At 66.1% G+C, this 11,230-nt stretch carries 10 protein-coding genes; 1 reads left to right on the forward strand and 9 read right to left on the reverse strand.

Translation table 11 applies throughout. The features are described 5' to 3' along the window. Positions 1-83: 83 nt before the first annotated feature. The 9 genes from VGN46_RS06060 to VGN46_RS06100 form a co-directional block, all read right to left on the reverse strand. Positions 84-374 carry a DUF493 family protein gene (locus tag VGN46_RS06060; RefSeq protein ID WP_331641712.1) on the reverse strand — a complete coding sequence of 97 codons (291 nt, stop codon included), beginning with the start codon at positions 372-374 and terminating at the stop codon, positions 84-86. 12 nt (positions 375-386) lie between these two features. Continuing rightward, positions 387-1,610, reverse strand: coding sequence for a D-alanyl-D-alanine carboxypeptidase family protein (locus VGN46_RS06065; protein WP_331641715.1), 1,224 nt, complete (start codon positions 1,608-1,610; stop codon positions 387-389). Between the two features lie 38 nt (positions 1,611-1,648). Next, a complete protein-coding gene (locus VGN46_RS06070) occupies positions 1,649-2,923 on the reverse strand; it encodes a septal ring lytic transglycosylase RlpA family protein (protein WP_331641717.1) in 1,275 nt (424 codons plus the stop codon). A gap of 152 nt (positions 2,924-3,075) precedes the next feature. After that, positions 3,076-4,053, reverse strand: a complete 978-nt coding sequence (gene mltB / locus VGN46_RS06075) for a lytic murein transglycosylase B (protein ID WP_331641719.1) — start codon at positions 4,051-4,053, stop codon at positions 3,076-3,078. A gap of 128 nt (positions 4,054-4,181) precedes the next feature. Beyond that, the gene (rodA, locus tag VGN46_RS06080) at positions 4,182-5,258 is read right to left on the reverse strand and encodes a rod shape-determining protein RodA (protein WP_331641734.1); all 1,077 of its coding nucleotides are present in this window, start codon (positions 5,256-5,258) and stop codon (positions 4,182-4,184) included. A 41-nt stretch (positions 5,259-5,299) separates the two neighbouring features. Then, positions 5,300-7,315 carry a penicillin-binding protein 2 gene (gene mrdA, locus VGN46_RS06085; RefSeq protein ID WP_331641721.1) on the reverse strand — a complete coding sequence of 672 codons (2,016 nt, stop codon included), beginning with the start codon at positions 7,313-7,315 and terminating at the stop codon, positions 5,300-5,302. Continuing rightward, entirely contained in the window at positions 7,312-7,803 is a 492-nt protein-coding gene (gene mreD / locus VGN46_RS06090) for a rod shape-determining protein MreD (protein ID WP_331641723.1), read from the reverse strand. The genes mrdA and mreD overlap by 4 nt, the downstream gene beginning before the upstream one ends. After that, the gene (mreC, locus tag VGN46_RS06095) at positions 7,800-8,819 is read right to left on the reverse strand and encodes a rod shape-determining protein MreC (protein ID WP_331641726.1); all 1,020 of its coding nucleotides are present in this window, start codon (positions 8,817-8,819) and stop codon (positions 7,800-7,802) included. The genes mreD and mreC overlap by 4 nt, the downstream gene beginning before the upstream one ends. Positions 8,820-8,857: 38 nt before the next feature. Continuing rightward, entirely contained in the window at positions 8,858-9,904 is a 1,047-nt protein-coding gene (locus VGN46_RS06100) for a rod shape-determining protein (protein ID WP_036116143.1), read from the reverse strand. Positions 9,905-10,239: 335 nt separating this feature from the next. On the opposite strand from VGN46_RS06100, the gene VGN46_RS06105 reads away from it, so the two are divergent. Continuing rightward, the gene (locus VGN46_RS06105) at positions 10,240-11,175 is read left to right on the forward strand and encodes a carbohydrate kinase family protein (protein ID WP_331641731.1); all 936 of its coding nucleotides are present in this window, start codon (positions 10,240-10,242) and stop codon (positions 11,173-11,175) included. The last annotated feature ends 55 nt before the right edge of the window (positions 11,176-11,230 follow it).

Here is an 11,230-nt window from a genome sequence, read left to right on the forward strand (position 1 = left end):
TTGTAGGAGCGCGCTTGCGCGCGATGGGGGTGGCCGCAAGTCCCATCGCGCGCAAGCGCGCTCCTACAGGGGCATGGTCGCCCTTAGAGGGTGAAGCGGATATCCGGGTCGGCGCGGAGGGTGTCGTGGGCCTCCATGTACTTCTCACGGGTCGGTGCGACGAAGCTGACCGCGACCGACTCGTAGTTGCCGGCCGGGGTGAGCTTGGAGGTGACCGTTTCGTGGAGGACTTCCAGGCCGATACCGTGAAGGATCTGCGGGACGCGGGCCTTCAGGTCCGCGCCCGCGTTGCCGATCGCGGTGATCTCGAACTGGCCCGGGAACTGGAAGCCCTTGCCTTCGGCCTTGGCCTGGGAGAAATCGATCTCTTTCATCGCCCGCGCTCCTTACTTCTTGCCGCTGTCGTCGCTATGGAACCACAGCATGATCGTGTCCCACAGGCGCGAGAAGAAGCCACCTTCCGGCGCATCGTTCAGCGCGACGAGGGGTACGGTGGTGACCGGCTGGCCATCCAGGGTGACGCGCAGCGTGCCGACCTGCTGGCCCTTCTTGAACGGGGCGATCAGCGTGGACGGGATATCGAGATTGGCCTTGAGCTTGTCGTAGTCGCCGCGCTTGACTGAGATCATCACGTTTTCGGTGGTGCCCAGCGGCAGCGTGTTCTCGGCGCCCTTCCACAGCTTCGGCGTCGCGAGCGGCTTGTTGCCGTCGTACAGCTTGTGGCTTTCGTAGAAGCGGAAACCGTAGTTCATGAGCGACAGCGCGGCGTCCGCACGGCCCTTCTCGCTGCCTGCGCCCATCACGATAGCGATCATGCGCGCATCGCCCTGCTTGGCCGAGGCGGCCATGCAGAAGCCCGCGGCGGCGGTGTGGCCGGTCTTGATGCCATCGACGTTGTTATCGCGCCACAGCAGCAGGTTGCGGTTGTGCTGCTTGATGCCGTTCCACTCGAACTCCTTCACAGCCGAGATCGCGTAATCCTCGGGGAAATCGTGGATCAGCGCGCGCGACAGGATCGCGACGTCACGGGCCGTGGTGAAGTGGTTGGCGATCGGGTAGCCCGACGCGTTCTCGAAGTTCGAGTGCGCCATGCCGAGCTGCTTGGCATAGGCATTCATCAGGTTGGCGAACGCCGGCTCGGAGCCCGCGGTGTGTTCGGCCAGCGCGATGGCGGCATCGTTGCCCGACTGGATGATCATGCCGTACAGCAGGTCCTTCAGCGGCACCTGGCTGTTGAGCTTGAGGAAGCTGGTGGAACCATCGGTGCCGGCACCGCCGCCACGCCAGGCGTTCTCGCTGATCGTGACCGGATCGGTCATGTGGATCTTGCCGTTGGCGATCTCGGCCGAGACCACGTAATCGGTCATGACCTTGGTGATCGAGGCCGGCTCGACCTGCATGTCCGGTTCCTTCGACGCGATGATCTGCCCGGTGTTGTAGTCCATCAGCACCCAGCTCTTACCCTCCACATCCGGCGGCGGCGGCACGGGGGCCTCAGGCACGACGGGGCGCGGCACCACGGGACGTGGCGGCGTCTGCTGCGCCACGGACACGCCGGCGACGAGCGCGGCGGCGGCGAAAGCGAACAGGGTACGGGGCAAGAGCTTCATCGTTTCAGCGGTCCAGTCAAAAGCAGGAAAAAAGGGGCTCAGTCTACCGCGACCGAGGGCCTGGGCAGGCCCATGCCGGCAATCTGGTCGGTCACCTTGTCAGCGGTGTCCACATCGGCGAGCGGGCCAACCCGCACGCGGCGCACGTTGCGCCCGCCCAGGTTGGTCTCGATGACACTGACAGGGCCCAGGCCGGCACGGTTCAATTGATCGGCCACGCGGTTGGCGTTGGCGACGTCAGAAAACGCGCCGACCTGGAGGTAAATACTGGGTTTGCCAGGCACGGCGGCCGGACTGGAAGGCTCACTGGCGACGGGCGGGCGGGCCTGCGCCACGGGAATGCTGGTGCCGACCGGGGCCGGGATCGCAGACGACGGCGCGCGGGTGGCCACCGGCGCCACGGGCGACGAGCCCGCCATGGGTGCCGCGGGGCGCACGCCCTGCCCGCTCGTACCGGGCGGCAGCGCATCGGCCACCGACACATCGGTCATGCCCTCGACGGGGCCGGCATCGTCGGGATTGCCGATCGCCACCGGCGTCGTGGTGGTGCTGTTCGGCGCCGGACGCGGCGCGGCGGCCAGGGTCGCGCCCGTGACCACGGCAGCGGGTGTGGCCACCGTGCGGCCGGACGGCGGCGCGCTAGCGTAAGAACGTGCGGGCGGCGGCGGTGCGCTCACCGGCGCGGGCTTCGGCGTGGTCTGTACAAACGGCGGCGCCGCGACCGACGCCGGATCGCCTGGATCGATCGCGCGCACTTCGACGAGGCCCGTACCGCTGGGCCACACGCCGATCTTCACGGCGGCGGCGAACGACAGATCGATGATGCGGTTTTCGTGGAACGGGCCGCGATCGTTGATGCGCACGATCACGCTCTTGCCATTCTGCAGGTTGGTGACACGCGCGTAGCTCGGCAGCGGCAGCGTCTTGTGCGCCGCACTGAACTGGTACATGTCGTATTCCTCGAGGTTCGAGGTTTTGTAACCGTGGAACTTGTTGCCGTAGAACGAAGCGATACCGCGCTCCACGTAGCCTTTCGGCGTGGGCAGCACGTTGTAGGTCTGGCCGAGCACCGAATACGGCGATTTGTTGCCATAGAGCGAGCGCGGCTCGTTCTTCGGCACCGGCTCCGGGATCTTGCTGAAATCCGGCATGTCGGTCGGCACGCTGTCGCTTTTGCTGCCGTAGCGCGAGCCCTGCGAGCGGCTGATGTCGTCGTACGGCCGGCCAGAGCCGCCACTGCGCTTGCCACCCGACGCAGGGCGGGTGTTGTGGCCGCCACCGCAAGCACTCAACACCGCCACCACACAAAGCACGCAAAACCACTGTAGGAGCGCGCTTTCGCGCGATGGGTGCTTGCCGTAATCCCAATCGCGCGCAAGCGCGCTCCTACAGGGGGATGGGGTGCTGCGGCACGCGTGATCGCGCGCAAGCGCGCTCCTACATGAGCTGGCCCCCCGGCCCTTGTTCATCGCGTGCCAGGCCCTTTGACGCGGGCGCGGATTTCCTGCGCCAGCTGGTCGACGGCGAGGGCGTACATGGGGCTGCGGTTGTAGGTGGTGATCACGTAGAAGTTCTGGAAGGTGAACCAGTATTCGTCACCAGCGGGGCCATCCAGGCGCAGGAGCTGCGCATCGCGGCCCGGGTCCAGGTGCTGCAGCGGTGCGAAACCGGTGGCTACGAACGATTCCACCGGGGCGACCGGGCGCCAGTCCTTCGGTACCGCCGGCGCCTGCGCGCGGCGATCGGGCTGGGCACGCGAGGCCACGGGGCCACCGGTCTGCCAGCCATGTTCCTTGAAGTAGTTGGCGACGCTGGCGAAGATATCGCCCATCGAACTCTTCATGTCGATGCGGCCATCGCCGTCGTAATCGACGCCCCAGTCGCGGATGGAGCTGGGCATGAACTGGCCCCAGCCCTGCGCACCGGCATACGAGCCGGTGAGCGTATCCAGCGGGCCACCCAGGTGATTCGAGGGCAACTCAAGCAACACCTTCAGCTGCTCGCGGAAGAACGGCGCGCGCTTGGGGTAGTAGAAGGCCAGCGTGGTCAGCGCATCGAGCACTTTGTACTTGCCGGTATTGCGGCCGTAGAAGGTCTCCACGCCGACGATCGCGACGATGTATTCGGCCGGCACGCCGTACTTGCGGCTGATGCCATCCAACAGCGCGCGGTGCGTACGGTAGAACTCGGCCCCGGCGTTGATCCGGTCCTCGGTGAGGAAGATCGGCCGGTACACGCTCCACGGCTTGCCTTCGGCGGGGCGGTTCATCGCATCGATGATGCCCTGCTGCATCTTCGCCCCGTTGAGTAGCTTGTTCAGCGCCCAGGGGCTCTTGCCGGTGTCCTTCGCCACTTCGCGCACCAGCGCGGCCTGCCCCGGATGCGTCTCCGTGGTGGCGGCGCGTGCATGGCTAGCGGCGAAAAGCAGGGGAAGCGAAAGCATCGCGCCAAGCAGGCGCGGAACAAATCGTGCGGGTCGTGCGCGGTGCGCAGGCTGAGCGTCATCCATGCCCCGAAGCGTAACACGCGAAAGTGGCGCTTCCCGGGCCAGTTCGGGCGCGCGTTCAGCCATTAATCGTGGAGCTTTCGATTTGCGTGGATCGACATGAGCACGCCGAAGCCCGTAAGCAACGACACCGCCGACGTGCCGCCGTAGCTCACCAGCGGCATCGGAACGCCTACCACCGGAAGGATGCCCGCGACCATGCCACCGTTGACCGCAACGTATACGAAAAAGCTCATGCCGATCGCGCCCGCGAGAAGGCGCGAATAGGTGTCGCGCGCATTCATCGCGATCCACAGGCAGCGGCCGATGATGAACGCGTAGAGCAGCATGATCGCGATGACGCCGACCAGGCCGAACTCTTCGGAAAACACGGCGAAAATGAAATCGGTGGTGTGTTCGGGCAGGAAATCCAGGCGCGACTGGGTGCCGTGCTGCCAGCCCTTGCCGAAAACGCCGCCAGAACCCACCGCGATCTTCGACTGGATGATGTGCCAGCCGTTGCCGAGCGGATCGGATTCCGGATCCAGCAGGGTGCGCACGCGATTGCGCTGGTATTCGTGCAGGAACTGCCAGGCCACGGGAATCGCCGCGCCTGCGCTGCCCACCAGCAGGCCGATACGCCACCAGGCCATGCCCGAGAGGAACAGGGCGAAGGCCCCCGCGCCCGCCACCAGCAGCGCCGTACCGAGGTCGGGCTGTTCCGCGATGAGGCCCGCCGGCACCGCGATCAGCAGGCCGACGACGATGATGTCTTTCCAGCTCGGCGGCAACTGCCGCGGGTGCAGGTACCAGGCCACCATCATCGGCATGGTCAGCTTGAGCAGTTCCGAGGGCTGGAAGCGCATGACGCCGAGGTCGAGCCAGCGGTAGGCGCCCCTGCCCTCGCCCAGCGCGGCCACCACCACCAGAAGCGCGGTGCTGGCGGCATAGAGCCACGGGGTCCACGAGCGCAGCACCGGCGGCGGGATCCGCGAGATCACCAGCAACAGCACGCCGCCGAGGACGAAGCGCGCGGCCTGCCCGCCGACCAGCGAATAGTTACCGCCGCCCGCGCTGTACAGCGTCGTCAGGCCTGCGCAGGCGAGCAGGAACAGCGCCAGCAGGAGCGGCAGGTCGAGGCGCGGCCGCGTCATGAGACGCATGCCGAAGCGTTGCAGGCGGACGGTGAATTGCTGGAGCACGGTTACTGGTCCTCCCCGTTGTCGTCCGGGGGCAGTTCACTGCTGGTCGCCGGGGCCGGCTGTGCGCCCTGGATACTGTCGTCGCTTACGGGCGCGCTTTCGATCGGCGCATCCGAGGTGGCGATGGGGCCCGGAGGCAGCGCTTCCGGACGCGGACCGCCCTCGTCGACGACCCACTGATCGAGAATCTTGCGCACGATCGGGCCGGAGTCCTGCGCACCCCACGCGCCCGCTTCCAACAGCACGGCCACGGCGATCTTCGGGTCTTCCGCCGGCGTGTATGCAATGAACCAGGCGCGGTGACGGCTCGCGAGGTAAGCGCTGTTCTTGTTGTTGTCGTAGGCGTCGGTCTTGCGCGAGAAGCGCTCGGCCGTGCCGCTCTTGCCTGCCATCACGTACGGGAAGCCGATGCCTACCTTCTTGCCGGTGCCCTTGCCGGAGTTGATCACGTCGATCATGCCCTGGTTCACCGCCTGCCAGTCGCTGTCGCGGCGGATGAGCGAGGGGCCTTCCGGTGGGAACGCCTGCGCGACGCGCGGGCTGTCCACGCCATCCTGGGTATCGAGGAGCAGGTGTGGAGCGTACGGAATGCCATGCCCCGCGAAGGTGGCGATCGCATGGGCGAGCTGGATCGGCGTGACCGCCCAGTAACCCTGGCCGATACCCGCGATAATCGTCTCACCCGGGAACCAGCCCGCTTTCGAGCGCTTCGCTTTCCACTCGCGTGAAGGCAGCACGCCCTCGACCTCGCCGACCAGGTCGATGCCGGTCTTGCTGCCGAAGCTGAATTTCGACATCCAGCCCGATAGCCGATCGATGCCCATGTCCAGCGCGAGCTTGTAGAAGTACGTGTTCGTCGAATGCTCGATCGCCTGCATCATGTTCACCGTGCCATTGCCACCACGATCATCATCGCGGTAGCAGCGGCTCTGGCCGGGGATGCAGAACTGGCCGTTCGAGAACACCGTGTCGGTCGGGCGACGCAGACCCAGGGTGAGGCCGCCGAGGGCGAGAAGCGGCTTGACCGTCGAGCCCGGCGGATACACGCCACGCAGCGCACGGTTGTACAGCGGCTTGTCCGGGTCGGTGGTCAGCGCCTTGTAGTCCACCGAACTGATGCCGTTAACGAACAGGTTGGGATCGAAGGTCGGAAAGCTGGCGAAGGCCAGCACCTGGCCGTTGCGCGGATCGATGGCGATCGCCGCGCCTGGGCGCCCGGCCAGGCCTTCCAGCGCGGCCTTCTGCAAGCGCACGTCAAGCGACAGGTAGATGTTCTTGCCCGGCGTCGGCGGCGTCGTATCCAACACGGCCTGGGTGCGGCCATCGGCATTCACTTCGACCAGTTCATAGCCCGGCGCGCCGTGCAGCAGCTTCTCGTAAGAGCGCTCGATGCCGATCCGGCCGATGTGGGTGGTGCCCTTGTAGCTTGCCTCTTCCTCGTCATCCATGTGATCGAGGTCGTCGGCGTCGATGCGGCTGACATAGCCGATGACGTGCGCGAGCTCGGGGCCCATGGTGTAACGGCGGGTAAGGTACGGCACCACATCCACGCCCGGGAAGCGCCAGCGGTTCACGGCGAAACGGCCGATCTCGTCTTCGGTGAGCTTGAGCTTCAGCGGTACGCCTTCGAACCGGCGGCTCTGCTTCACCTGCTTCTTGAACACGCTGATGTCGTCGTCGCTGATCGGCACGACCGCGCCCAGGTCCGCGAGCATCTTGTCCATGTCGCTGACCTGCTCGGGCGTCACTTCCAGGCGGAACGCGGGCACGTTGTCGGCGAGCAACACGCCGTTGCGATCGTAGATGAGCCCACGCGCGGGCGGGATCGCGCGTGGTTTGATCCGGTTCTGCTCGGAGCGCGCCGCGAACTCGTCGTGGTGGTAGACCTGCAGGTACACGTAGCGCGTGCACACGGCGATGAGCCCGAGCAGGATCAGGGCAAAACCGGCCAGCGCGCGGCGGCGGAACAACGCCACCTCACCCCGCGTTTCCTTGATGGAGGCGCGCCGGAGGCTCATGCCTCGTGGATGCGCAGGCGCGCACGCAGGTCGTCGAGGATCAGGAACAGGAACGGCCACAGGGCCGCGCCCACGAAGGGCGAAATCCAGAAATCCGAAGGCGGCAGCGGATCACCGCCGAGCACGCGCACAAGCAGCAGGAGCACGCGATCGTTGAGCAGGAAGCCCAGCACGGCCAGGGTCTGTTGCCACATGGGGAAGAAGCGCAGGCGCGAGCGGAAGCGCAAGGCGATGAAGACCATGGCGGTGAGGCGCAGGGCCTGCTCGCCGAGCAGCATGCCATCGAACAGGTCGGCGCCGACACCCAGGCAGAAGGCCATGCCCAGGTTGACGCGGTCGCCGGATTGCAGACACCAGTAGAGCAGCACCAGCGCGGGCCAGTACGGCTTGTACGAGGTCAGCGGGCCCGGCAGTGGCACCAGCATGAGCACGAGCGAGAGCAGCAACGTGGCGGCGAACCAGAGCTGGCGGACGCGGGTCTTGTTCATGGCGTGGCCCCCGTGGCGCTGGTGGACGCGCGCGCAGGCGCGCCGCTGGCCGTCGGCGCGGTGACCCGCGGCAGCGTCGGATTAGGTGCGGGCGTGCCTGGTGGCGCGTTCGGGTCCGGGGCCATGTCGGCCGGCGGACCGGCGTTCGGTGCCAGCTCGGGCGGCCCGGCAGGTTCGGCCAGGTCGTGGAGCAGGAGCACGTCTTCGCTGCGGTCGAGGTCAGCGGCGGGTACGGCGTTAGCGGAGAGGAAGGTGCCCGAGGCGGTCTGCTGCACATCACGGATGGTCCCCACCGGGAACCCGGTGGGGAAGCGCCCGCCGAGGCCGGAGGTGACCAGCTTGTCGCCGGCCTGCACATCGGCCGAGACCGGGATATTGGGCAGGGTGAGCATATCGCCGCCGCGCGAGCCGTAGGCCACCGTGCGCAGGCCGGTGCGCTCGATCGTGACCGGGATCGCATGGTTCGGATCGGTGATCAGCATGGCCACCGAGGTGGTCGGCATCACATCGATGATCTGGCCCATGACGCCACGCGCATCGATCACCACCTGCCCGGCCTTCACCTGGTCGCGCGCACCCACGTTCAAGGTGATGCGGTGGCGGAAAGCGCCGAGGTCAACGCCGATCAGGCGAGCAAGCTGCACGTTGATCGCGAGGCTGTGCTGGGTATCCAGCAGTTCCTTCAGGCGCTGGTTCTGCTCGGCCACGGAGGCCATGCGGTTGAGCTTGGCGTTGGCCAGCAGCAGGTCTTCGCGCAGGCGCTGGTTGGCCTCGGTAAGGCGCTGGCGGTCGGCAAACGCGACTGTCGCCGCCTGGAAGCCCTGCGAGGGCAGGCCGGCCAGGCGGTAGACCGGTTCCACGACGATCGACAGCCCGTAGCGGACATTGGCCAGCCACCCGCCGCGATGGTCGAGGACCATCAGCACGCAGGCGAGCGCGAGGTAAACGATAAGCCGCAGGGTACCCGCCACGCCGGGCGAGAACAGCGGCGACTTATCGTCGCGATTAAGGGCCATGGATTAGCGCGCCCAGGCCGACGCGGCGCGCGCGTCCATCATTCGAAAGCGAAGAAGTCGCTGCCGTGCTGGTCGATCATCTCGAGGGCCTTGCCGCCACCGCGGGCCACGCAGGTGAGCGGGTCATCGGCCACCTGCACGTGCAGGCCGGTTTCCTCGGAAATGAGGCGATCCAGATCGCGCAGCAGGGCGCCGCCGCCGGTGAGCACGATGCCGCGCTCGGCCACGTCGGAGCAGAGCTCCGGCGGGGTCTGCTCCAGCGCCGCCTTGACCGCCGCCACGATGCCGGAGAGCGGCTCGTGGAGGGCCTCAAGCACCTCGTTGGAGTTGATCGTGAACATGCGCGGCACGCCCTCGGCGAGGTTACGGCCGGAGATTTCCATCTCACGGACTTCGCTCTGCGGGAACGCGCAACCGACTTCGAGCTTGATCCGCTCGGCGGTGGATTCACCGATGAGCGTGCCGTGGTTGCGGCGCACGTAGTTGATGATCGCCTCGTCGAAGCGATCGCCACCGACGCGCACGGACTGCGAGTAGACGATGCCGTTCAGCGAGATAACCGCCACCTCGGAGGTGCCGCCGCCGATATCCAGGACCATCGAGCCGCGGGCCTCGTGCACCGGGATGCCGGCGCCGATCGCGGCCGCCATGGGCTCTTCGATCAGGAAGACGTCACGGGCACCGGCGCCTTCGGCCGATTCCTTGATGGCGCGGCGTTCCACCTGGGTGGAGCCGCAGGGTACGCAGACCAGCACGCGCGGGCTGGGCCGCAGCATGCGCGAGCGGTGCACCTGTTTGATGAAATGCTGGAGCATCGCCTCGGTCATGGTGAAGTCGGCGATGACACCGTCCTTCATCGGACGCACCGTGGCGATATTGCCCGGGGTACGGCCCAGCATGCGCTTGGCATCGCCACCCACGGCGGCAACCGCGCGCGGGCCGCCCGGACCACGGTCCTGGCGAATGGCGACCACCGACGGCTCGTTCAGGACAATGCCCTGCCCACGCACGTAAATCAGCGTGTTGGCCGTACCGAGATCGATGGAGATGTCGTTCGAAAAGAGACCGCGGAACTTCTTAAACATGATGCGGCAAGCGCCCGGTAGCCGGAAAAAGTAAGCAGGGAAGTCTAGATTGCGACCCCTTGGGGCGCAAGGGCGGAGAAGTTAAGAAAGCCTTGTAAGTCTGAATGATGCGCGCGGAAGCTGTACTGATCCCGTAAATCTGTACGTGAAGAGGGAGGTCGCGGAAGGGGGCGATTTTGGGTACCATCCGCCGGTTTGCCGGAGCTCTCTCCGGATCCGTTCCCGCCCCTGTAGGAGCGCGCTTGCGCGCGATGCTTTTATGGGGTGTGCGGTTTGGGGATAAGAGCATCGCGCGCGAGCGCGCTCCTACATTTACCTATTGGGTTGTTTACACGATGACTGCCGTAATCTGCGGATCGCTTGCCTATGACACCATCATGGTGTTCCAGGACCAGTTCAAGAACCACATCATTCCCGATCAGGTGCATATCCTGAACGTGTCGTTCCTGGTTCCGGCGATGCGCCGCGAGTTCGGCGGTTGCGCCGGCAACATCGCGTACAACCTGAAGCTCCTTGGCGGCGAGCCGATGCCGGTCGCGACCGTCGGCCAGGATTTTGCGCCGTACCGCGCGCACATGGAAAAGCACGGCATCCGCATGGATGGCGTCCGCCAGTACGACGACATGTTCACGCCGCAGTGTTTCATCACCACCGACCTGGATAACAACCAGATCACGGCGTTCCACCCGGGTGCCATGTCGAACGCGCACGACAACCACGTGCGCGACATCCCCGATTACCAGTTCGGCATCGTCGCGCCGGATGGCCGTGAAGCCATGCTGCAGCACGTCGATGAATTCGCCGCGCGTGGCGTGCCTTTCATCTTCGATCCGGGCCAGGCGATGCCGCTGTTCAACGGCGACGAGTTCCGCTCGATGATCGAGAAGGCCACGTACGTCATCGTCAACGATTACGAGTCGCAGCTGCTCCAGCAGCGCACCGGTTGGGACGCGAAGACGATCGCATCGAAGGTCAAGGCGTACATCATTACTGTCGGCCCGCGCGGCTCGATCATCCATGCGGATGGCGAAGAGATCACGATCCCGCCGGCGCGCGAGCGTCAGGTGGTCGACCCGACCGGTTGCGGCGATGCGTATCGCGCTGGCCTGATCTTCGGCATCATGAAGGGCTACGACTGGGCCACGGTCGGCCGCATGGCGTCGCTCATGGGCGCGCTGAAAGTCGAACACCCGGGCACGCAGAACCAGTTCTTCACGTACGAGCAGTTCGCTGCGGAATACAAGGAACAGTTCGGTACCGATCTGGCCTGAAAAAGCCTGTGAAAAAAGGGGCGGCGCAGCCATGCGTCGCCCCTTTTTCGTACCC

The organism is Luteibacter sp. (assembly GCF_036500425.1).
In the GTDB taxonomy this organism is placed as follows: Bacteria; Pseudomonadota; Gammaproteobacteria; order Xanthomonadales; family Rhodanobacteraceae; genus Luteibacter.

Coding starts and splice junctions, on each gene's coding strand:
- VGN46_RS06060 (WP_331641712.1), bottom strand. CDS start 374: ATGAAAGAGATCGATTTCTCCCAGGCCAAGGCCGAAGGCAAGGGCTTC.
- rodA (WP_331641734.1), bottom strand. CDS start 5,258: ATGCGTCTCATGACGCGGCCGCGCCTCGACCTGCCGCTCCTGCTGGCG.
- VGN46_RS06105 (WP_331641731.1), top strand. CDS start 10,240: ATGACTGCCGTAATCTGCGGATCGCTTGCCTATGACACCATCATGGTG.
- VGN46_RS06065 (WP_331641715.1), bottom strand. CDS start 1,610: ATGAAGCTCTTGCCCCGTACCCTGTTCGCTTTCGCCGCCGCCGCGCTC.
- mltB (WP_331641719.1), bottom strand. CDS start 4,053: ATGCTTTCGCTTCCCCTGCTTTTCGCCGCTAGCCATGCACGCGCCGCC.
- mrdA (WP_331641721.1), bottom strand. CDS start 7,315: ATGAGCCTCCGGCGCGCCTCCATCAAGGAAACGCGGGGTGAGGTGGCG.
- VGN46_RS06100 (WP_036116143.1), bottom strand. CDS start 9,904: ATGTTTAAGAAGTTCCGCGGTCTCTTTTCGAACGACATCTCCATCGAT.
- mreC (WP_331641726.1), bottom strand. CDS start 8,819: ATGGCCCTTAATCGCGACGATAAGTCGCCGCTGTTCTCGCCCGGCGTG.
- mreD (WP_331641723.1), bottom strand. CDS start 7,803: ATGAACAAGACCCGCGTCCGCCAGCTCTGGTTCGCCGCCACGTTGCTG.